The sequence below is a fragment of the Streptomyces triticirhizae genome, assembly GCF_003696235.1.
GTDB classification, from domain to species: Bacteria; Actinomycetota; Actinomycetes; order Streptomycetales; family Streptomycetaceae; genus Streptomyces; species Streptomyces triticirhizae.
Window position 1 is genome coordinate 1 of record NZ_RFFJ01000067.1, and the last position, 21629, is coordinate 21629.

The following is a 21629-nucleotide window of genomic DNA, read 5'->3' on the forward strand; positions in this document are numbered from 1 at the left end:
AGCGCCGGCGCGCACCGGGGCAAGGGAGCGGCGCGCGCCAGTTGAACGCACGCGCCGGCGCGGGACGCGGGCGCCGGGGGCTGAGGCCCAGCGCGTCAGCCCCGCGCCCGCTGGAAGCGCCGCGCCCCCGTCGCGAGATCGACGATCGGCTCCGGGTAGTCGGCCGGGCGCTCGGGCTCCGGCAGGCGCCAGGGCTGGTGTGCCTTCCGCCCCGGGATCTCCGCCAACTCCGGGACCCAGCGCCGGACATAGTCGCCGTTCGGGTCGAACCTGCGGGCCTGGGTGAGCGGGTTCAGCACCCGGTTGGGCCGGGTGTCGGTGCCGGTGCCGGCGGCCCACTGCCAGTTGAGCTGGTTGTTGGCGAGGTCCCCGTCCACCAGCAGGTCGAGGAAGTGCCGCGCGCCCAGCCGCCAGTCCAGGTAGAGCGTCTTGCTGAGGAAGCTGGCGACCAGCAGCCGCGCCCGCCCGTGCATCCACCCCTCGTGGCGCAGCTGCCGCATCGCCGCGTCCACCACGGGAAAGCCGGTGCGGCCCTCGCGCCAGGCGTCGAACGCCGCCGGGTCGTTCCGCCAACGGTCGCCGTGGCCCCGGTAGTCGTGGCGTCCGGCGGCCGGGCGGGCGGCCAGCACCTGGTGGTGGAAGTCGCGCCAGGCCAGCTGGCGCACGAAGTCGTCCGCGCCGGGGCCGCCGCGACGGCGCGCGGCGTGCAGGACGTCGGTCGGCGAGAGGCAGCCGAAGTGCAGGTGGGGCGAGAGCCGGGAGGTGGCGTCGGCGGCCAGGTCGTCGGCCAACGCGTGGTAGTCGCCCAGACCTTGGCGCATCCAGGCGGTCAGCCGCTTCCGGCCGGTGGCCTCGCCGCCGCGCGCGAGACCGGGCGAGCGCTCGCCCCCGGCGATGGCGGCGGCGTCCGGCAGCGGCTCGGAGCGCACCCGTTCGGGCACCGGGACCGAGCGCGGCGCCGGCAGCGGCCGGCGCACCCGCTGCCGCTCCCAGCGGCGGAAGTAGGGCGTGAAGACGGCGAAGTGGTCCTTGCCGGTGGGCGTCAGGACGCCCGAGGGAACGACGGTGAGCACCGCGTCATGGACGACGAGGGCGCGTCCGTCCGCTTCGAGCGCCGCGCGCAGGCGCCGTTCGCGCCGGTCCGCGTACTCGCTGACGCCGGCCGCCAGATGCACCTCGCCCGCGCCCGTCTCGGCCGCGACCCGGGCCGTCTCGGTCACCACGTCGCCGTGCCGCACCACCAGGCGGCCGCCGCGTTCCCGCAGCGCCTCGTCCAACTCGGCGAGCGCGTCCGCCAGGAACGCCGCCCGGTTGGGCACGGCGAAGCCGCGCTCCACGATCCCGGAGTCCACGACGAACAGCGGCACCACCCGGCGCGCGGCGTCCAGCGCGCCGCGCAGCACGGGGTTGTCGCGCAGCCTGAGGTTGGCGGTGAACAGCGCGATCGAGACGTCCAACGGAACTCCCGGGGATTTCTGGGGTGTTGAGGCGCCTCAGGGGCGCGCGGCGGCCGGTCGCACGCCGGGGTGCGCGGGGGCGCCCACCTCGGCGCGCGCCGAGATCTTCCGCACCATGCCGCCGAACACCCAGGCGTGGAACGGCGCGACGGCCCACCAGTAGAGATGTCCCGCCAGCCCTCGCGGATGGTAGAGCGCCCGCTGCCGGTAGACGGTCCGACCCGCCGCGTCCCGCCCGACGCCCAACTCCAGCCAGGCGTCGCCCGGCAGCCGCATCTCGGCGCGCAGCCGCAGCAGCGAGCCGCGCTCCAGCGCCACCACCCGCCAGAAGTCCAAGGCGTCGCCCAGCCGCAGCCGCACCGGGTCGGCCCGGCCGCGCCGCAGCCCGACGCCGCCGAGCAGCGAGTCAAGCCAGCCGCGCACCGCCCAGGCCAACGGCGAGGAGTACCAGCCGTTCTGGCCGCCGATGCCCTCGACCACGCGCCAGAGCGCGTCCGGGGACGCGTTGACCACCCGTTCACGCCGGTCGGCATAGAGGCTGCCGCCCGCCCACGGCGGGTCGCTGGGCAGCGGGTCGCTCGGCGCGACCCGCTCGGCCGGCGCCACGGTCTCCCCGCCGCCGACCCGGCGGATCGCGCGGCGCAGCGCCAGGTCGATGCCGAGGAACCCACCGGGCGGCGGCATCACGTAGCAGGTGATGTCCTGCTCGTGACAGACCACCTCGTAGCGCAGCGACTCCACCAGCGGCCGGGCCAGCCGGCTCGGCACCGGGGTGACCAGCCCGACCCAGAGGCTGGAGAGCCCGGGGCTGAGCACCCGCACCGGCAGGATGACCCGCCGGGGCAGCCCCGCGTGCAGGGCGTAGCGCCGCATCATGTCCTGGTAGGTGAGCACGTCGGGCCCGCCGATGTCGAACCTGCGGTTGATGTGCTCGGGCAGCTGGGCGCAGCCGACGAGCAGATGGAGCGCGTCGCGGACCGCGATCGGCTGCACCCTGGTCCGCACCCAGGCGGGAGCGGTCATCACCGGAAGGCGTTCGGTCAGGTGCCGCAACATCTCGAACGAGGCGGAGCCGGAGCCGATGATCACCGCCGCGCCCAGCACCGCCGTCGGCACCCCGGAGGAGAGCAGGATGCGCCCCACCTCGGCGCGCGAGCGCAGGTGCGGGGACAGCTCGTGCTCCGGCACGCCGGGCGGGGTCAGCGCGCCGAGGTAGACGATCCGCCGCACCCCGGCGGCGCGGGCCCGTTCGCCGAAGGTCCGCGCGGCCAGCCGGTCCCGTTCGGCGAAGTCGGAGCCGCCCCCCAGCGCGTGCACCAGGTAGTACGCCACGTCGATGTCGCGCAGCGCGTCGACCAGCGAGTCCCCGTCGGTCATGTCGCCGCGCACCACCGAGACCCGCCCGGCCCACGGCCGGCCGCTCAGCTTGGCCGGGTCGCGCGCCAGGCAGCGCACGGAGTGCCCGGCGGCCAGCAGTTCGGGAACGAGCCGGCCGCCCAGGTAACCGGTCGCACCGGTCACCAGACAGCGCGGTCGCGGTTCGGCTTCGGCCTGCCCCATGGGTGCCTCCGGGTCCGGGCAACGGCGAGACGCCTGCTGGGTCGCCCCTCCCCCTCATGCTTGGGCGCCGGCCGCCCGGCCGCAAACGGACGGCCGGGCGGACAACGCCCGCCGCACACCGCCGGCCGGGCCGGCCGGCCCGGCCGGAAGCGGAACAGCGGCCGTATCGGTTCGCCAACCTCACGGTTGCGACGCCGGCGCGGAAGCGGAACGAATCCTCGGTTGTCTGTTCGTCCGCACCCCTGGGCCGTGACCTCAACGGTGTAGGGACCGTTGGCCCTTTCGTAGCACGGCGGTGAGGAGTGATCAGGATGTCGTTACCGACGCCGTCGGGTGTCTTCCCCTTGGCTTTTCCGCTCTCCTTCCCGTTGGAGCCACGGGCCGGCGGGGTGCGGCCGCTCGTGCACACCAGGGACTTCGCCTCGCCCCTCACGCGGATACTGCTGAGCAGCGAGGGCCAGACCACCACCCTGTTGGAATCGATGTCCGGAGAATCGTTGCGGCTGCGCTGTCTGGCCCAGTTACGGGTTCCCGCCCGGCAGACCGGCGAGGGCGTCGCGGGGCTGCTCGGCGTCCATGAGGAGGCCGGGGTGCTGGTCCGCCACACCGCCACCACCCGGCAGGGCGGCGAGCCGCTGTCGGTCAACCACGTGGTGGCCAGGCTCGACCTCGAACCGGCCATCGAGCACTGCCTCACCTCCACCTCGGTGCCGCTCGGCCGGGCGCTCACCAAGGCCGGCACCGGCCATCGGCGCACGCTGCTGGAGACCGGCCGGCGCCGCTGGGGCCAGGGCGGCGACGACCGGGCCGCCTGCTACAAGACGTATCTGGTCTGGCACCGCGACGAGCCGCTGGTGCTGATCAACGAGCTGTTCAACCCCTCCTTCGTTCCGGCCGGTTGAGATGACACGTCCCGAGGAGTGGTCCGAGGAGTCGCCCGTGGGGGGGCGCGTGGGGGCGCGCGTCGCGCGGCGGCTGCGCGCCGAGGTGGGCATCGTGGGCGCGGGCCCCGCCGGCCTGGCGCTGGCCAACGTGTTGACCCGGCGCGGCATCGACTGCGTGGTGGTGGAGCGCGCGAGCAGGGCGCGCGTGGAGGAACGGCAGCGCGCGGGGCTGCTGGAGCACCGCACCGTGCGCTGGCTGCACGCCCAGGGGCTCGCCGACCGGCTGCTGGCCGAGGCCACCCGGCACGGCTGGTGCGACTTCCGCTGTCTGGGGCACACCGTTCGAGTGGACTACGGAGCGTACTCCGGCGGTCACCAACACCATGTGTACCCACAGCAGAACCTGGTCAGGGACCTCGTCGCCGCGCTGGAGCTGGCGGGTTCGCCCCCGCTGTTCTCCCATAGCGTGCGGGCGGTAACGGACATCACCAGCCGACGTCCCCGGCTGGAGTGCGAGGGCATGGAGATCGAATGCGACTACGTGGTCGGCTGCGACGGCTTCCGCGGCATATCGCGTGCCGCGCTGCCCGCCACCGGGCACCGCGCGCACAACCGCCGCTATCCGTACGACTGGTTGACGGTGCTGGCGGAGGTGGACCGGCCGGCGGACGGGGTGCGCTACGCGGTGCACCGCTCCGGCTTCGCCGGGATGATGCCGCGCGGCCCCAGGGTCAGCCGCTTCTATCTCCAGTGCCCGCCGGACGACGCCGTCGAGGCGTGGCCGCGCCGGCGGATCGTCGCGGAGCTGCGCACCCGGCTGGCGGACGGCGACCCGGCTGGGCTGCCGAGCATCGGCGCGCTGACCGAGGTGCGCATGTTGCGGATGCACAGCAGCGTTCTCGCGCCCCTGGCGCACGGCCGGCTGCTGCTGGCCGGGGACGCCGCGCATGTGCTGACGCCCTCGGGCGCCAAGGGCATGAACCTGGCGATCGCGGACGCGGCCGCGCTGGCCGAGGCGCTGGTGGCGCGGCTGCGCGGCCGGGACGCCGGGCCGCTGGCCGGCTACAGCGCGGCCCGACTGGCCGATGTCCGGCGGGTGTTGGGCTTCTCGGAGTGGCTGCTCGACCTGCTGCACCTGCCGCCCGAGGCGGCCGAGCCGGGGAGGGAGCTGACCGCGCGGCTGGCCGGGATGCGCCGGCTGGCGACGCCAGGGCCCGGCGCCTACCGCTTCGCGCACCGCTATGTCGGCTCCGGGGTGCGGGAGTGGTGCGATGACCCTCCTCGTTGAGAACGTCCGCGCGCTGTACGGCTTCTCCCGGGGCACCCAGGCCACGCTCAGCGTGGCCCAGCCGCTGCTGGGCCTGCTGCTCGCCGGCGGCGCGCCGCCGGGCCGGGTGGTGCTGGTGGCGCTGGCCTCGTTCGCCGCGTACTTCGCGGTCTTCGCCGTGAACGACCTGATCGACTGGAACATCGACCAGCAACGCTTCGCCCACCTGCGGGAGTTCGAGGGCTTCGACATCGACAGCGCCGGGGTGCGCCACCCGTTGGCGCAGGGCCGGCTGAGCCTGCCGGTCGCCGCGTCCTGGGTCGCCTCGCTCGGCGCGGTGGCGCTGGTGCTGGCCGCGATGATCAGCTGGGTCTGCGTGGTGCTCTTCGTCACGGCGGCGCTGCTGGAGGCGGCCTACTGCAAGCTGGCCCGGGTCACCCCGTACAAGACGCTGCTCACCGGCGTGATGGTGGCGCTCGGCGGCTGCGTCGGCTGGTTCGCGGTGACGGACGCGGTCGACGAGCCGGTGCTGTGGCTCTTCGCGCTCTGGCTCGCGGCCTGGGAGATCGGCGGCCGGAACATCGTCAACGACCTCGCCGACGTGGACGAGGACGTGCACCTCGGGGTGCGCACCGTTCCCGTGGTGTACGGGCGGCGGCGCAGCGGGCTGCTGTCCGCGGCGACGCTGCTGGTGGCGTTCGTGGCCAGCGTCGGAATGACGCTGGGCGCGCTGCCGGTCTTCGGGCTGCTGGGCCTGGCGGGCACGGTGGTGGCCGGCGGCGTCGCGCTGGTCTGCCCGGCGCTCCGGCTGCTGCGCTGCTGCGAACCGCGCACGGCGCTGGCCGTGTTCAACCGCGCCTCCCTCTACCCGGTGGCGGTGCTGGGCTTCGCCCTGCTGGGCCAGGCCGCCCACGCCCTGACCGGCCTGTGACGGCCGGCCCGTGGGGCCCGGCTAGCCGAGCAGCGCGGCGATCACGGTGAGGACCGGGACGGACAGCGCGGTGGACAGCAGCACCGCCTCCCTCGCCAGGCGCAGCCCGACCCCGTAGTGCGAGGCGTAGGTGAACACGTTCTGCGCGGTCGGCAGCGCCACCGTCACCACGACCACCAGCTGGGCGTCCCGGTCCAGGCCGAAGGCGAGCGTCAACAGCCAGGCCAGCAGCGGGGCGACCAGCGACTTCAGCGCCACGGCCAGCAGCACCCGGGCCCGGTCGGGGCCGCGCCCTGGCAGCTCGCTGCCGTGCAGGGAGATGCCGAAGGCGAGCAGCACGGCCGGCACCGCCATGTTGCCGAGCAGCGTCGCCGGCTCCATCAGGGGGGCCGGCGGGGTCAGGCCGGTGGCGGCGACGGCGAGGCCGGCCAGCGAGCCGAGCACGATCGGGTTGCGGAACGGGGTGGTCAGCCGCCGCAGGGTGCCGGTCCGCGCGTCGGCCGGCCCGGTGGTGAGGTCGAGCGTCGTCAACACCACGGGCGAGACGACGAGTTGCTGGAAGAGCAGCACCGGCGCCACCAGTGAGATGTCGTCCAGCACATAGACCGCGACCGGGATGCCGAGGTTGGCGATGTTCACATAGCCGGCGCACAGCGCCCCGATCACGCCAGCCCCGACGCCCCAGCGCCGCGCCACGGCGACCGCGACGTAGCCGCCGGCGACCGCCAGGAAGCTGATCGCGGCGGCCAGCAGCCTGGGGGAGAAGAGGGTGGAGAGGTCCGCCTCGGAGACGGTGACGAAGAGCAGCGCCGGGGTGGCGACCTGGAACGCGACCCGGGTGAGCACCTCCCGCCCGCTCCCGCCCAGGGAGCCGCGCCGCCCGAGGAGATAGCCGACGACGATGATGGACGCGATGATCACAAAGCCGGTCAGCACCCCACGCATGACCGAAACCCTCCGTCGACGGACGATCAGCCGTCAACGAGAGACCGGCTGTCGAGACCGCCGCCGAGGTCTCTCCGGCAGCGCCGTCCGGACCGGAGAACTTCCCGTCACCCCGCGTGAGCCTTAACAGTTCCGACCACATCTGTCACATAACGTCCCCTTACATGATCGCTTTCGCCGCGACCGCGACCACCCTCGCCCTGGTGCTGGCTCCCGCCCCACTGGCCCCCGCCCCGACCGCCGCCGAGCGCGGCGCCCGACTCGCCGACCGGATGGCCGCCGACCTCACCGCCGACGACGCGCTGCGCCACCTCGACGCCTTCCAGGCCATCGCCGACGCCTCCGGCGGCCACCGCGCCGCCGGCACCCCGGGCCACGACCGTTCCGCCCGCTACGCCGCGCGGGTCCTGGCCGGCGCGGGCCTCACCGTGACGTTCGAACGCTTCACCTTCCCCTACCGCGAGGCGCTCGCCGAGTCGCTGGCGCTGCTGCCCGCCGAGGACGGCGGCGCCGAGCGGGAGATCCCGGTGCACGCCATGTCCTACACGGGCAACACCGAGGCCGGCGGGCTGACCGCCCCGCTCGTCGCGATCACCGCGCACGGCTCCGGCGGCGCCGGCTGCGCCGCCGAGGACTTCGCCGGCCACGAACTGGCCGGCAGGGTCGCCCTGTTGGAACGCGGCGACTGCACCTTCGCCGCCAAGCAGGCCAACGCGGCGGCCGCCGGCGCCGCCGCCGTCCTGGTCTACAACTCCGAACCGGGCGAACTCACCGGCACCCTCGGCGACCCCGACCCGGCGGCCCTGCCCACCGGCGGCATCGCCCGCGAGGACGGCCTCGCCCTGGCCGCCGCGCTCGCCGAGGGCACGAGCCCGACCGTCCGGCTCGACCTGCGGGAGCTGGTCGAGGAGCGCGAGACCGCCAACGTCATCGCCGAGACCCCGGGCGGCGACCCGGCCACCACCGTGGTGGTCGGCGCCCACCTGGACTCCGTGCCCGACGGGCCCGGCATCAACGACAACGCCTCGGGCGCGGCCGGGGTGTTGGCGGCCGCCCTCGCCCTCGACGAGGCCGGCGGGGCGGAAGACCCGCCGCACCGGGTCCGCTTCGCCCTCTGGTCGGCCGAGGAGTTGGGCCTGCGCGGCGCCCGCCACCATGTCGACCACCTCTCCCCCGCCGAGCGCGAGGCGATCGGCCTCTACCTCAACTTCGACATGATCGGCTCGCCCAACCCCGGCCTGTTCGTCTACGAAGGCGCCGACCTCGACGCCCGCTCGGCCGCCGTCACCGAGGACCTGTCCCGCCTCCTCGACGAGGGCGCCGGCACCGCGCGGCCCATCCCGTTCGACGGCCGCAGCGACTACGCGCCGTTCCTCGACGCCGGCATCCCGGTCGGCGGCACCTTCGCCGGCGCCGAGGGGCGGATGACCGAGGAGGAGGCCGCGCTGTGGGGCGGCACCGCGGGCGAGCCGCACGACCCGTGCTACCACCGGGCCTGCGACACCGTCAGCAACATCGACCGCGCCGGCCTCGCCGCCCACACCCGCGCCCTCGCCCGCGCCGTCGGCCGGTACGCCTGGCACCTTCCCGACCGCGCCGAGGCCCCCGACCAGCCCTGACGCCAAGCACCCCGAGCGCCCGGCGGCCTTACCACGCCGGGAGGCTGCGGCCGGAGCGCCGCGCCCGGTAGGCTCTCCGTGTGATCTTCAAGCGCATCGGAAACGGACGACCCTATCCGGACCACGGCCGGGACCACACCCGGGAGTGGTCCGACGTGGCGCCGCGTCCGGTTCGCCTGGACCAGCTGGTGACCACCAAGCAGCAGCTGGACCTGGAGACACTCCTCGCCGAGGACTCCACGTTCTACGGGGACCTCTTCGCCCACGTGGTGAAGTGGCAGGGCGACCTGTATCTGGAGGACGGGCTGCACCGCGCCGTCCGCGCCGCGCTCCAGCAGCGGCAGGTGCTGCACGCCCGGGTCCTGGAGCTGGACGACTGACCCGACGGCCCGGGACGTCGCCCGGGCACGCGCGCGGCCGGCCCCGGGGCGTTGCCCCGTTCGGGCCGCTTCAGCATTTCAGCTGATCATTTATTGGGCCGAGGCCATAAGTCTGACTACGCTGCCGCCATGAGCATGTTGACGCCCCCCGGCATGGGCGGCAAGAAGTTCCGTGTCACGGGCGACCGTTACCCACGGATGCGCCGCCCGCGCCACCGCCGGCGGGTGCTCGCCGTGCTGGGCTCGGTGGCCGCGCTCGGCCTGCTCGGCTTCGGCACCCTGCAGCTCGTCGACGTGTTCACCTCGGACGGGTCCGCCTCCGCCGCCCCGCAGGCGAAGCCGGCGACCGGCCAGGACGACGCCTGCGAACCGGCCTCGGAGGCCGCCGCCGGCGTCGAGCTGCCGGAGCCCGCCGCCGTCACCGTCAACATCTACAACGCCACCACCCGCACCGGACTCGCCCAGGACACCGCCGACGCGCTCGCCGAACGCGGCTTCACCATCGGCGAGGTGACCAACGCGCCCGAGGACCTGGACGGCACCGTCGAGGCCCCGGGCCTGCTGCTCGGCACCGAGGCGGCCAACGAGTCCGGCGCCGTCGACCTGCTCACCACCCAGCTCGCCGGCGCCGAGACCGGCGAGGCCGAGCCGATCACGCCGCCGGCCGACCCCGAGGACGCCGAGGACCCGGAAGCGCCGCCGGCCGCCGACCCCGCGACCTCGGTCGACCTGGTGCTGGGCGACGGGTTCACCGAGCTGACCAGCGCCGACGAGGCCGAGGCCCTGCTCGCCGAACTCACCGCGACCAGCGCCGAACCCGCGAACTGCTGACGCCGAGCCCCGGGGCCCGCGCCGCGCTCAGGCCAGCCCGTACATCCGGTCCCCCGCGTCCCCGAGCCCGGGCACGATGAAGCCCTGCTCGTTGAGCCCCTCGTCGAGCGCGCCCGTCACCACCGTGACCGGAGCGCCGGACAGCTCGCCCTCCAGCCGCTCGACGCCCTCGGGCGCGGCCAGCAGGCAGATCACCGTCACATCGTCGGCGCCCCTGCGCATCAGCTCGTCGATCGCCACCACCAGCGTCCCGCCGGTCGCCAACATCGGGTCCAGCACATAGACCTGGCGGCCCGACAGGTCGTCCGGCATCCGGTTGGCATACGTCGACGCCTGGAGCGTCTCCTCGTCCCTGATCATCCCGAGGAACCCGACCTCGGCCGTCGGCAGCAGCCGCACCATCCCGTCCAACATCCCGAGCCCGGCGCGGATGATGGGCACCACCAGCGGCCGGGGATGCGACAGCCGCACCCCGGTGGTCGCGGTGACGGGGGTGCGGATGTCCACCTGCTCGGTGCGGACATCGCGGGTGGCCTCGTAGGCCAGCAAGGTGACCAACTCGTCGGCCAGCCGCCGGAACGTGGGGGAGTCCGTGCGCTCGTCGCGCAGCGTGGTCAGCTTGTGCGCCACCAGCGGGTGGTCAACGACATGGGTCCGCATGTGTTCGACAGTAGCGAACGCCTCCGACACTCCGGCCGCCGACGCCGTCTTCCCCGGATGTGCCCCCCCGGTGGACACGGCGAGGCGGCGCCGTGGAGAGTGGTGACCGGCAGCGCCGCGATCGAGAACCAGGGAAGAACCAGGAACAACACACGCGGACATACCGTTGGCGAACTGCCGAGTTACCCGACAGCGCACCCCTTATCTGCCACGATGCTTAAGGGCACTGCCGAACCGAGTGGGGAGAGTCACGGTGTACTTCACCGCACTGCTCGCGCGGACCGATCATGGTTGGGAAGCGAGTGATACAGAGCTTGACGACGTGGAGAGTCTGGACGAGTTGGCCGAACTGGCCCGCGCGGCCGGGCCGGACGACGAGACGGTGCTCGTCTGCATCGAACAGGAGGGCGCCTGGTTCGGAGTGGTCCGGGTAGACGGCGAGGACGACCCGCGCGTCTTCGTCTCCGACGCGGCCCGGGCGCTGCGCAGCGCCTACGGCGAGATCCTGCTCACCGACGAACTCCTCGGCCGCGCGCCGACGTCCCCCGACGCCCTGGAGCGGATGGTGGACCTCGACGGGACCGAGGACGGCACCGGAGAGGCCGAGCAGCTCGACGAGGACGAGGACCCGGCGGAGGACGGCGCCGAGTCCGTGCCGCGCGGCCCGGTCGGCGACGCCGACCTGCTGAGCGACCTGGGCATCGACACCGCCACCGTGCTGACCCTCAGCCCCGACGACGCCCTGGGCGAGATCGCGGACGCGCTGGGCTGCGCGGACGTTCTGGAAGCGGTCAGGTGACGGCCGGCAGGTGACCGACCCGCTCCGCGACCCCTGGCGCCCGGCGATGCGTCGGGCGCTGGCACAGGCCAGGCTCGCCGGCGACGCCGGCGACGTCCCCGTGGGCGCCGTGCTTCTCGGCCCCGGCGGCCCGGAGGGCCGGCCGCTCGCCGAGCACCACAACGAACGGGAGGCCGACACCGACCCCACGGCGCACGCCGAGATCCTCGCGCTGCGCCGTGCGGCCAGGCGCCTGGGCGACTGGCGACTGATCGACTGCACCCTGGTGATCACCCTGGAGCCGTGCACCATGTGCGCCGGCGCCGCCGTGCTGGCCCGGGTGGGCCGGGTGGTCTACGGCGCCGCCGACCCCAAGACCGGCGCGGCCGGCTCCCTCTGGGACGTCATCCGCGACCGCCGCCTCAACCACCGCCCCGAGGTCGTCCCCGGCGTCCTCGCCGACGACTGCGCGGCCCTCCTCACCGACTTCTTCCGCGCCCCCCGTGGGCGCCCCACCCCCGACCGCTCCCCGGCCGGCCCCGCTACCGGTTTCAACTCACCGCCCCCCGTGGGATAGGCTCTGCCTCGGTAGCGTGTCCGAGCGGCCTAAGGAGCTCGCCTCGAAAGCGAGTGTGGGGGCAACTCCACCGAGGGTTCAAATCCCTCCGCTACCGCGCTGAGCAGGACGTCCGTCGGCCCGGCCCCCAACTGGGGGCCGGGCCGACGGCGTTGGCGTCTCAGTTTCCGTCTCGGCTGGGGCTGGTGCCGCGCCCCTGACCTGGGCGGCCGCCGTGGTCAGGGCGCGCAGTTGGGGCACAGCCCCCGGTAGGTGACCTCGACCTCGGAGACGGTGAAGCCGAAGCGCTCGTCGTCGGGGAGGTCGGCCAGCGGGTTGCCGCTGGGGCGGACGTCGCGGATGGTGCCGCAGCCGGAGCAGACCAGGTGGTGGTGGGGGTGGTGCCCGTTGGGGTCGTACCGCTTGGCGCGCCCGTCGGTGGAGACCTCGGTGACCTCGCCCAGGGAGACCAGCTCGCCCAGGGTGTTGTAGACGGTGGCGCGGGAGATCTCCGGCAGCCGCGCCGCCGCGCGCGCGTGCACCTCGTCGGCGGTGAGGTGCACATGATCACCGTCGAGGACCTCGGCGACGACGCGTCGCTGGGACGTCAGCCGCCAGCCGCGCCCTCGCAGTCGTTCCAGCAGGTCGCTCATGGGGTTTCACCTATTCACGTCTGGCGGGATACGCGAAGTTAACCAGGGGAAGTCTGGGTTGGGAAGAGGTACGGCCTTGGTGCACTTCTTGACTTGTACTGAGTCCATCGTAGGATCGGGTCCGGTGGTAGCCAAGGGACAGGAAGGCCCCGTGCGGCTGAGACGGCGGCAGAAAACGTTCTCCTCCCCCGGGTGCGCGCGCCACTCGCGCCCGCCCTCCGCGAACGGACAGGGCCGACGCCCCCGGTCGCTCCACCGCCCGCAGTTGCCGACCACCGCGATCCGCCCAGGGCCGGAAGGACTTTTTCCATGTCTGAGAACCATGACGCCGTCGTCGTAGACGCCAAGACCGAGGGCTCGGGCGGGGGTTGCCCGGTCGCGCACGGGCGGGCCCCGCACCCGACGCAGGGCGGCGGGAACCGCCAGTGGTGGCCGAACCGGCTGAACCTGAAGATCCTCGCCAAGAACCCCGCCGTGGCGAACCCGCTGGGCGAGGACTTCGACTACGCCGAGGCGTTCGGGAACCTCGACCTGCCGGCGGTGAAGCGGGACATCGCCGAGGTGCTGACCACCTCGCAGGACTGGTGGCCTGCGGACTTCGGCCACTACGGCCCGCTGATCATCCGGATGGCCTGGCACAGCGCCGGCACCTACCGGATCAGCGACGGCCGGGGCGGCGCGGGCGCCGGTCAGCAGCGCTTCGCTCCCCTCAACAGCTGGCCGGACAACGCCAACCTGGACAAGGCCCGCCGCCTGCTGTGGCCGGTGAAGAAGAAGTACGGCCAGAACCTCTCCTGGGCCGACCTGCTGATCCTGGCCGGCAACGTCGCCCTGGAGTCCATGGGCTTCACGACCTTCGGCTTCGCCGGCGGCCGCGAGGACGTCTGGGAGGCCGAGGAGGACGTCTACTGGGGCCCCGAGACCACCTGGCTCGGCGACGAGCGCTACACCGGCGACCGCGAGCTGGAGGAGCCGCTGGGCGCCGTCCAGATGGGCCTGATCTACGTCAACCCCGAGGGCCCCAACGGCAACCCCGACCCGGTCGCCGCCGCCCGCGACATCCGCGAGACGTTCCGCCGCATGGCGATGAACGACGAGGAGACCGTGGCGCTGATCGCCGGCGGCCACACCTTCGGCAAGACCCACGGCGCCGGCCCGGCCGACCACGTGGGCGACGACCCCGAGGCCGCGCCGCTGGAGGAGCAGGGCCTGGGCTGGCGCAACACCTACGGCACCGGCAAGGGCGCGGACGCCATCACCAGCGGCCTTGAGGTCACCTGGACGCCCACGCCGACCCGGTGGGACAACAGCTTCTTCGAGACCCTGTTCGCGTACGAGTGGGAGCTGTTCAAGAGCCCGGCCGGCGCCAACCAGTGGCGGCCGAAGGACGGCGCCGGCGCCGGCACCGTTCCGGACGCCCACGACCCGTCGAAGAGCCACCAGCCGACGATGCTGACGACCGACCTGTCGCTCCGGTTCGACCCGGTCTACGAGCGGATCTCGCGGCGCTTCCTGGAGAACCCGCAGGAGTTCGCCGACGCCTTCGCCCGCGCCTGGTTCAAGCTGACCCACCGCGACATGGGCCCGGTCGCCCGCTACCTCGGCCCCGAGGTGCCCAGCGAGACCCTGATCTGGCAGGACCCGCTGCCCGAGGCGACCTTCGCGCCGCTGGGCGCCGAGGACGTCGCCGCGCTCAAGGAGCGCGTGCTGGCCTCCGGCCTGTCGGTCTCCGAGCTGGTGTCGACCGCGTGGGCCTCGGCCGCCTCGTTCCGGGGCAGCGACAAGCGCGGCGGCGCCAACGGCGCGCGCGTCCGCCTGGAGCCGCAGCGCGGCTGGGAGGTCAACGACCCGGAGCGGCTGGCGAACGTGCTGCGCGCCCTGGAGGGCATCCAGGAGTCGTTCAACGCGGAGCGGGGCGAGGGGCGCGGCGTCTCGCTGGCCGACCTGATCGTGCTCGCCGGTGGCGTGGGCGTCGAGAAGGCCGCGCGGGAGGCGGGCTTCGAGGTCGAGGTGCCGTTCACCCCGGGCCGGGTGGACGCCTCGCAGGAGCAGACCGACGTCGAGTCGTTCGCCGCGCTGGAGCCGAAGGCGGACGGGTTCCGCAACTACCTGGGCAAGGACGTCCGGCTGCCGGCCGAGTACCTGCTGGTCGACCGGGCCAACCTGCTGAACCTGAGCGCCCCCGAGATGACGGTCCTCGTCGGCGGCCTGCGGGTGCTGGGCGCCAACCAGGGCGGCTCCTCGCTGGGCGTGCTGACCGACCGGCCGGGCACGTTGACCAACGACTTCTTCGTCAACCTGCTCGACCTGGGCACCGAGTGGAAGCCGACCGCCGAGGACGCGACCACCTTCGAGGCGCGGGACGCGGCCACCGGCGAGGTGCGGTGGACCGGCAGCAGGGCCGACCTGGTCTTCGGCTCGAACTCCGAGCTGCGGGCGCTCGCCGAGGTCTACGCGAGCGATGACGCGAAGGAGAAGTTCGTGACCGACTTTGTCGCCGCGTGGCACAAGGTGATGGACCTGGACCGGTTCGACGTCGCCTGATCGTCGTCTGACCGTCGTCTGACCGTCGCCGCCCGAACGGTTCCGCTCGGGTCCCACGGTTCCGCACACTGACCCGCCCCGGGTCGGCCGCACCACGGCCGGCCCGGGGCGGGCGCGTTCGCGGGGCGTCTCCGCGCCCGGATGGACCGGCGCCGGGGGACCGAACGGCCGCCGACCACCCGAGCGGCGCCGCCGCCCGTCCGGGTGGCTACACTGCGGCCCGGGAGGTGGGCATGTCCCTGGCACTGGCGAAGCGCATCGGCCTGTATCTGCTGGCCGTGGGCGTGCTCTACGCCGTCCTCAACGAGCCCGACCGCTCCGGCGAGTTCGCCCAACTGGTCTTCACCGCCCTCGCCGACGCCACCGACGGCCTGCTGACACCGCTCGACTGAGCCCAGCGCCGGCCCCGACTCGCCCGCGCCACAACGGTGTTGACCGTCGCGGCCCGACATGGCCCGATCAACACGTCGTGAACGGGTGCTTGCGCACGGTGCGCATGTCTTGTGATGCTATGACTGCTTTTGCGGCGAGTGCACCGTGAAGGGGTGGTCGGCAGGTGGCGGTGACGCAGTCCAGAGGCGCCGGGGCCCGTGCGCTCACCCAGTCGCTCTGTGAGCGGATGGCCCGCCTCCAGGCCGGCACCGCCGAACACACCCGCGTCAGGGAGGCCCTGATCGAGGCCAACCTGCCACTGGTCCGCTACGCCGCGCTCCGCTTCCACAGCAGGAACGAGCCGATGGAGGACATCGTCCAGGTCGGCACCATCGGGCTGATCCACGCCATCGACCGCTTCGACCCGGCGCGCGGGGTGCAGTTCGCCACGTTCGCCCTGCCGACCATCGTGGGCGAGATCCGCCGCTACTTCCGGGACAGCGTGCGCACCGTCCATGTGCCGCGCCGGCTGCACGAGCTGTGGGCGCGGGTCTGCTCGGCCGCCGAGGAGCTGACGGTGTCCCTCGGCCGCTCGCCCACCACCGCCGAGTTGGCGGAACGGCTGCGGCTGCCCGAGGAGGACGTGCTGGCCAGCATGGACGCGGGGCGGGCCTACCGGGTCTCCTCGCTGGAGGCCACCCGGGACCGCGAGGAGGGCGCCCCCGGGCCGATCGACCGGCTCGGCTACGAGGACCCGGGGCTGGCCGGCGTCGAACACCGCGCCCTCGTCCGGCACCTGCTGGTGCAACTCCCGGAGCGGGAGCAGCGCATCCTGCTCCTGCGCTACTACCGCAACCTGACGCAGTCTCAGATCAGCGCGGAACTCGGGGTTTCGCAGATGCACATCTCACGGTTGCTGGCCCGCGCCTTCAGCAAGCTGCGTTCCGCAAATCCGATCGAGACCTAAGCCTTCGGAAGGACCCAACTCCGGGAACTCGCACGCCAGCTGTGCCGTTTTATCGACATGAAGCTACATCGCGTTGATGACATGTGACATTCTGTCGAGACCGCGTTTGGCAAGGCGGCAGCTCCGGTATTCACGAGAGGGTGCCTCTCGTGGAGTCCTGCCTGAGGTGTCCGCCGCGACCCGTCCCGCCGACCTCAAGGGGGTGGCATGTCCGTAGAACTGGGCAGCTCCAAGGTGCTCCACCACGACCGGCACGCCGCATGTTCCCGCGCCGCACGAACCCTCGGTGCCGCACGCGGCTCCCGCCGAGACCGACAACCTCGACACCCGCACGCTCTCCCGTTCCCTCTTCCAGCGGCTGGCAGCGCTGGACGCGGACAGCCCGGAGCGCGGCTATGTGCGGGACACCCTGATCGAGTTGAACCTGCCCCTGGTTCGCTACGCGGCGGCCAGGTTCCGCAGCAGGAACGAGCCGATGGAGGACATCGTCCAGGTCGGCACGATCGGGCTGATCAAGGCGATCGACCGCTTCGACTGTGAACGCGGCGTCGAGTTCCCGACGTTCGCGATGCCGACGGTGGTCGGCGAGATCAAGCGCTTCTTCCGCGACACCTCCTGGTCGGTGCGTGTGCCCCGACGGCTCCAGGAGCTGCGGCTGGCGCTGACCAAGGCCAGCGACGAGCTGTCCCAGCGGCTCGACCGCTCGCCCACGGTCGCCGAGTTGGCCACCGCGCTCGGGGTCACGGAGGAGGAGGTGGTCGACGGGCTGGCCGTCGGAAACGCCTACACCGCCAGCTCGTTGGACTCCCCCTCCCCGGAGGAGGACGGCGGCGAGGGCTCGTTGGCCGACCGTCTCGGGTACGAGGACACGGCGCTGGAGGGCGTCGAGTACCGGGAGTCGCTCAAGCCGCTGCTGGCCCGACTGCCGGCCAGGGAGCGGCGGATCATCATGCTCCGCTTCTTCGGGAACATGACGCAGTCGCAAATCGGTGAGGAGGTCGGCATCTCCCAGATGCACGTCTCCCGGCTGCTCACGCGCACGCTCCAGCAGTTGCGTGAGGGGTTGACCGCAGAGGAGTGAGGGGTCCGGACCGGCGGAGCGCCGCCGGTCCGGCGAGGACAGCGGAGCCAACGCCCGCTGCCCGGCCCGCGATCGTTCGCCCGACCGCGACGGACCAACCCACGCAGGGGTCCGCGCGGGGCGTCGCCGACGGCGGCGCGCGGGAGGGCGACGACCGCGCCGCACCACCGCGCCGACGCCAGCGTCGGCACGTGAACCACCCACGAGACGGCGGCCGTTGGCCACGGTCGCCCGGGGGGCCGGCCGCGCCGAGCCCTCAGCCCAACAGCAGCCAGGCGACCACGGCGAGCGCGATCACGCCCACCGCCACGCCCACGATGAGCCCGACCCGGGGGCCGGACGAGGCGGCCGGAGGCGATGCCCCGGCGGCGCCGGCCGAGGGGCCGTCGTTCACAAACGCCTGGAACATCTGCGTGCTGCCGGCCGGGTCGACATCCTGCGGCCCCTGGGGCCCTTGCGGTGCTTGGGGATTGTGCGCCATGCCTGCCGACCCTAGCGAACGCCCCCGGCGTCGGCACAGCCGATCCGCCGGCCTTTTCCTTGCCGCGCGGGCCACGCCCGACGAGCGGCCCAACTCCCGTCCGTTACGGTCCTGTTGGGTGAAGCGAACGGAAATGCCCATCCATGGCCGTTGTTCACCATTGTGGGGGGCGTTTTTCGGCCCGTCCCGGAACCGGACGTGATCGGTTCCGGAACCGTACGTGATCCCTTGCGGGGCATCTGGTGCGCCTGTGCAATGAAGGCCCCCCACGGATCAACCATTGGATGTGATGTTCATGCCAGGAGCCAGGCGCTCCCCCACCCGCCGCTGGCTCGCCGGCGGAACGGTCCTCGCCCTCGGCCTGACCTCCCTGCTCGCCGTCAACGCCCAGGCCGAACCGGAGCCGGCGGACGTCGAGCCCACCGAGGTGGTCTTCATCGACGAGTTCGACGGCGCGGCCGGCTCGCCGGTGGACAGCTCCAAGTGGCAGCTGGACCCGGGCGACAACGCGAACAACGCCGAGTTGCAGTACTACACCGAGGGCACCGACAACGTTCAACTGGACGGCGAGGGCCACCTGGTGATCACCGCGACCGAGGAGGGCGCCGAGAACCACCAGTGTTACTACGGCACCTGCGAGTACACCTCGGGGCGGCTCAACACGGCGAACACCTTCTCCGCCGAGTACGGGCGGGTCGAGGCGAGCATCAAGCTCCCGCAGGGGCAGGGCATCTGGCCGGCGTTCTGGATGCTGGGCTCCGACTTCCCCGGCGTCCCGTGGCCGGACAGCGGCGAGATCGACATCATGGAAATGGTCGGCCACGAGCCGGGCACCGTCCATGGCACCGTGCACGGCCCCGGCTACTCGGGCGGCGGCGGCATCGGCGCCAGCTACTCGCTGCCGGGCGGCGAGATCTTCGCCGACGACTTCCACACCTTCGCCATCGACTGGGCGCCCGACTCCATCGTGTGGTCGGTGGACGGCGAGGTCTTCCAGGAGCTGACCCCGGAGGACGTGAACGGCAACGCCTGGGTGTTCAACAAGCCGTTCTTCATGATCCTCAACGTCGCGGTCGGCGGCCACTGGCCGGGCCCGCCGGACGACTCGACCACCTTCCCGCAGCAGATGCTGGTCGACTACGTCAGCGTCACCACCAGCGAGTGAACCACCGGACCACGGGGCGCTGAACCCTCCCCGCGCGCGCCCGGGCGGCTCCCCCCGCTCCGGGCGCGCGACCGGCCCCGGCACGCCCCCGGGCGGCCCGGGGCCCGTTCGGCCGAGCGGTGGTCCTTCGATGATCGAAGGACCACCGAATGGTCACCGACCGGTCATCGAACGATCACCGAACGGCCTACGCCGACCGGAATACCGCCGGCCACCCAACCGTTCCGCTCGCATGGCACACACACTCGCAACGGAACTGGGCCCCATCGGGGTCTGGCAGATGGCGCTCACCGGCGACGACGGCGCGCTCACCCCGGAACTCCTCGACGGCGCACGGGAGTTGGAGCAGCTCGGCTACGGGGCCCTCTGGCTCGGCGGCAGCCCGCGCGTGCGGCAGGCGGAGCCGCTGCTCGCCGCGACCTCCTCCCTCCGGATCGCGACCGGGATCACCAGCATCTGGGACGAGGACGCGGCGATCGCCGCCCAGGACTTCGCCGAGCTGAACGAACGCCACGACAACCGCTTCGTCCTCGGCCTCGGCGTGAGCCACGCCGCGCTCGCCGGCGAGCGGTACCGGCGGCCGTACTCCACAATGGTGGACTACCTCAACGCCCTGGACGAGGCGCCGCGACCGGTGCCGGCCGACCGCCGGGTGCTCGCCGCCCTCGGCCCCCGGATGCTGGAGCTGTCCCGGGACCGGGCCGCCGGCGCGCACCCCTATCTTGTGACGGTGGAGCACACCGCGCGGGCGCGCGCCACCCTGGGCCCGGACGCGCTGCTGGCACCGGAGCTGAAGCTGGTGGTCGACACCGATCTCGCGCGGGCGCGCGAGACGGCGCGCGCCTACCTCGGGGGCTACCTCCAACTGCCCAACTACACGCGGAACCTGGAGCGCCTGGGCTTCACCGAGGAGGACTTCGCGGGCGGCGGCAGCGACCGGCTGCTGTCGGAGGTCTTCGCGCTCGGCGACGTGGACGCGATCCGCCGGCGCACGGACGCCTTCCTGGCGGCCGGGGCCGACCATCTGACGCTCCAGGTGGTCACCGAGCGCGTGGGCCAGGAGGTGCCCCTCGCCACCTTCCGCGCCCTGGCCCCGGCGCTGATCGACTGACCTGGAGGGGGCGGTGCGCGCCGGCGCGGGCCGGCCGGCGTGCTCCCGGCCCGCACCCGGGTGGCGGGCACCGCGCGCCGGCCGGCGGCTACCAGACCAGCACCGGCTTGACCACGCGCCCCGCGCGCTGGTCGGCGATCGCCTCGTTGATGGCGTCGAAGGTGTACCGGCTCACCAGATCCTCCACCGGAAACCGCCCCGCGTCGTGGAGCGCGAGCAGCTCGGGCAGGAACCGGCGGGGCGTCGCGTCGCCCTCGATACAGCCGCGCAACGACTTCCCGCCGTACATCAGATCCCGCACGTTTAGGGTGAGTTCGGCCGGGCCGAGGCCCACCACGGCCAGGGTGCCGCGCGCTGCCAGCGCGCGGAGCGCCTCGGCGATCACCCCGGGCGAGCCCGTGGTGTCCAGCGCATGGCTGGCGCCGCCGGCGGTGAGGTCGCGCACCGCGTCGGCGAGGCCCACGCCGTCGCCCAACTCCCCCGGGTCGAGCACGGACTCCGCGCCCAGCGCGTGCGCCTGCGCGCGCCGTTCGGGCAGCACATCCACCACCAACACGCGCCCCACGCCGATGGCGCGCGCCGCCAGGAGCGCGGAGAGCCCGACGCTGCCCGCCCCGTAGAGGGCGAGCGTGTCGCCGGCGCCGGGCCGCAACACGTTGAGCACGGCGCCCGCCCCGGTCTGCACCCCGCAGCCGAGCGGAGCGAACGTCGGCAGGTCCGTCTCCCGGTCCACCACCACGACGTTGTCGACGGTGGCCAGGACATGGCTGGCGAAGCTCGACTGGCCGAAGAACGAGCCGAACAGCGGCTCCCCGCCCCTGGTCAGGGTCGGCGAGCCGTCGGGGCGGCGGCCGGCGTTGTTCAGCGCCAACAGGCTGCCGCAGTAGGCGGGTTCGCCACGACGGCAGCTGAGGCAGCCGCCGCAGTGGCGGTAGCTGAGCAACACCCGGTCGCCGGGGGCGACTCCGCGCACCTCACGACCCACGTCCTCGACCACGCCGGCGCCCCCGTGGCCCAGCACCAGGGGCGGCGAACCCTCCGGCGCCTGGGACTTGACCGCCAGGTCGGTGTGGCAGACGCCGCTCGCCACGATGCGCACCAGGATCTCGTCGGGGCGTGGGTCGTCCAGCTCGACGGTCTCCAGGGTGAACGGGCTCTGCGGCCCGTGGGAGAGCGCGGCGGTCACGCGCACGTGTGGGGTTCCTTCCTCGCGGGGGTGCGTGGGTGAGGGTGGCACGGGGGGGGTTGGGGGCGGCGCGTGGGCTGGGGCGGCGCGTGGGTGGGGTGGCCGCGCCGGGTGGAGGGTGCGCGCGGCGGCCCGGGGCGGACACCGAGCGCGTTCGCTCCCTCACGGTACGCGGAAACGAACCGCCGGACCATGGGGCCT

At 73.4% G+C, this 21629-nt stretch carries 21 protein-coding genes and 1 tRNA gene; 15 read left to right on the plus strand and 7 right to left on the minus strand.

Annotated features, from left to right (window positions below):
- Positions 1-95: 95 nt before the first annotated feature.
- Together EBN88_RS13985 and EBN88_RS13990 are read right to left on the minus strand one after the other, a co-directional pair.
- On the minus strand, positions 96-1457 hold the full coding sequence (locus tag EBN88_RS13985; protein ID WP_122184199.1) for a cryptochrome/photolyase family protein: 1362 nt from the start codon (positions 1455-1457) through the stop codon (positions 96-98).
- A gap of 36 nt (positions 1458-1493) precedes the next feature.
- Positions 1494-3017, minus strand: a complete 1524-nt coding sequence (locus EBN88_RS13990; RefSeq protein WP_122184200.1) for an SDR family oxidoreductase — start codon at positions 3015-3017, stop codon at positions 1494-1496.
- 311 nt (positions 3018-3328) lie between these two features.
- Here EBN88_RS13990 and EBN88_RS13995 point away from each other — a divergent pair, with 311 nt between their 5' ends.
- From EBN88_RS13995 to EBN88_RS14005, 3 genes are read left to right on the plus strand one after another with little or no spacing between them, the layout of a single operon-like run.
- The gene (locus EBN88_RS13995; RefSeq protein ID WP_147472716.1) at positions 3329-3919 is read left to right on the plus strand and encodes a hypothetical protein; all 591 of its coding nucleotides are present in this window, start codon (positions 3329-3331) and stop codon (positions 3917-3919) included.
- 37 nt (positions 3920-3956) lie between these two features.
- Positions 3957-5189, plus strand: a complete 1233-nt coding sequence (locus EBN88_RS14000; RefSeq protein ID WP_325052751.1) for a 4-hydroxybenzoate 3-monooxygenase — start codon at positions 3957-3959, stop codon at positions 5187-5189.
- A complete protein-coding gene (locus tag EBN88_RS14005) occupies positions 5173-6099 on the plus strand; it encodes a UbiA prenyltransferase family protein (protein ID WP_233580657.1) in 927 nt (308 codons plus the stop codon). Before EBN88_RS14000 ends, EBN88_RS14005 begins: the two co-directional genes overlap by 17 nt.
- A 21-nt stretch (positions 6100-6120) precedes the next feature.
- Here the strand turns inward: EBN88_RS14005 and EBN88_RS14010 are convergent, their stop codons facing one another.
- Positions 6121-7044: an AEC family transporter gene (locus EBN88_RS14010; protein WP_122184203.1), complete on the minus strand. Its 924-nt coding sequence runs from the start codon at positions 7042-7044 to the stop codon at positions 6121-6123.
- A gap of 164 nt (positions 7045-7208) precedes the next feature.
- On the opposite strand from EBN88_RS14010, the gene EBN88_RS14015 reads away from it, so the two are divergent.
- From EBN88_RS14015 to EBN88_RS14025, 3 genes are all read left to right on the plus strand, one after another.
- Positions 7209-8663: a M20/M25/M40 family metallo-hydrolase gene (locus tag EBN88_RS14015; protein ID WP_122184204.1), complete on the plus strand. Its 1455-nt coding sequence runs from the start codon at positions 7209-7211 to the stop codon at positions 8661-8663.
- Positions 8664-8743: 80 nt separating this feature from the next.
- Positions 8744-9043, plus strand: a complete 300-nt coding sequence (locus EBN88_RS14020) for a type II toxin-antitoxin system VapB family antitoxin (protein WP_122184205.1) — start codon at positions 8744-8746, stop codon at positions 9041-9043.
- A 129-nt stretch (positions 9044-9172) separates the two neighbouring features.
- Positions 9173-9874, plus strand: a complete 702-nt coding sequence (locus tag EBN88_RS14025; protein WP_122184206.1) for a LytR C-terminal domain-containing protein — start codon at positions 9173-9175, stop codon at positions 9872-9874.
- Positions 9875-9901: 27 nt separating this feature from the next.
- On the opposite strand, the gene upp is transcribed toward EBN88_RS14025, so the two are convergent.
- A complete protein-coding gene (upp, locus tag EBN88_RS14030) occupies positions 9902-10534 on the minus strand; it encodes a uracil phosphoribosyltransferase (protein ID WP_122184207.1) in 633 nt (210 codons plus the stop codon).
- Positions 10535-10787: 253 nt separating this feature from the next.
- Between upp and EBN88_RS14035 the strand changes: the two genes are divergently transcribed.
- From EBN88_RS14035 to EBN88_RS14045, 3 genes are all read left to right on the plus strand, one after another.
- Complete coding sequence (locus EBN88_RS14035; protein ID WP_122184208.1) at positions 10788-11333, plus strand: tRNA adenosine deaminase-associated protein; 546 nt, start codon at positions 10788-10790, stop codon at positions 11331-11333.
- A 46-nt stretch (positions 11334-11379) separates the two neighbouring features.
- Positions 11380-11889: a tRNA adenosine(34) deaminase TadA gene (gene tadA / locus EBN88_RS14040; protein ID WP_122184220.1), complete on the plus strand. Its 510-nt coding sequence runs from the start codon at positions 11380-11382 to the stop codon at positions 11887-11889.
- A 10-nt stretch (positions 11890-11899) separates the two neighbouring features.
- A tRNA-Ser gene (locus EBN88_RS14045) sits at positions 11900-11986 on the plus strand.
- A gap of 121 nt (positions 11987-12107) precedes the next feature.
- Here the strand turns inward: EBN88_RS14045 and EBN88_RS14050 are convergent.
- Positions 12108-12521: a Fur family transcriptional regulator gene (locus EBN88_RS14050; protein ID WP_122184209.1), complete on the minus strand. Its 414-nt coding sequence runs from the start codon at positions 12519-12521 to the stop codon at positions 12108-12110.
- A gap of 309 nt (positions 12522-12830) precedes the next feature.
- Here EBN88_RS14050 and katG point away from each other — a divergent pair, with 309 nt between their 5' ends.
- The 4 genes from katG to EBN88_RS14070 all read left to right on the plus strand — a co-directional run bounded on the left by katG (position 12831) and on the right by EBN88_RS14070 (position 17485).
- On the plus strand, positions 12831-15065 hold the full coding sequence (gene katG, locus EBN88_RS14060; RefSeq protein WP_122184210.1) for a catalase/peroxidase HPI: 2235 nt from the start codon (positions 12831-12833) through the stop codon (positions 15063-15065).
- A gap of 233 nt (positions 15066-15298) precedes the next feature.
- On the plus strand, positions 15299-15457 hold the full coding sequence (locus EBN88_RS30550; RefSeq protein ID WP_158621371.1) for a hypothetical protein: 159 nt from the start codon (positions 15299-15301) through the stop codon (positions 15455-15457).
- 227 nt (positions 15458-15684) lie between these two features.
- A complete protein-coding gene (locus EBN88_RS14065; protein ID WP_122184211.1) occupies positions 15685-16404 on the plus strand; it encodes an RNA polymerase sigma factor SigF in 720 nt (239 codons plus the stop codon).
- A 286-nt stretch (positions 16405-16690) separates the two neighbouring features.
- Complete coding sequence (locus EBN88_RS14070) at positions 16691-17485, plus strand: RNA polymerase sigma factor SigF (RefSeq protein ID WP_407703410.1); 795 nt, start codon at positions 16691-16693, stop codon at positions 17483-17485.
- A 256-nt stretch (positions 17486-17741) separates the two neighbouring features.
- Here EBN88_RS14070 and EBN88_RS14075 read toward each other — a convergent pair whose 3' ends face one another.
- Complete coding sequence (locus tag EBN88_RS14075) at positions 17742-17966, minus strand: hypothetical protein (RefSeq protein WP_122184212.1); 225 nt, start codon at positions 17964-17966, stop codon at positions 17742-17744.
- A 295-nt stretch (positions 17967-18261) separates the two neighbouring features.
- On the opposite strand from EBN88_RS14075, the gene EBN88_RS14080 reads away from it, so the two are divergent.
- Both EBN88_RS14080 and EBN88_RS14085 read left to right on the plus strand, forming a co-directional pair.
- Entirely contained in the window at positions 18262-19131 is an 870-nt protein-coding gene (locus EBN88_RS14080; RefSeq protein WP_199742355.1) for a glycoside hydrolase family 16 protein, read from the plus strand.
- A 232-nt stretch (positions 19132-19363) separates the two neighbouring features.
- Positions 19364-20242, plus strand: a complete 879-nt coding sequence (locus EBN88_RS14085) for an LLM class F420-dependent oxidoreductase (RefSeq protein WP_122184214.1) — start codon at positions 19364-19366, stop codon at positions 20240-20242.
- Between the two features lie 88 nt (positions 20243-20330).
- On the opposite strand, the gene EBN88_RS14090 is transcribed toward EBN88_RS14085, so the two are convergent.
- Positions 20331-21434, minus strand: coding sequence for an NAD(P)-dependent alcohol dehydrogenase (locus EBN88_RS14090; protein WP_122184215.1), 1104 nt, complete (start codon positions 21432-21434; stop codon positions 20331-20333).
- Between the last annotated feature and the right edge of the window lie 195 nt (positions 21435-21629).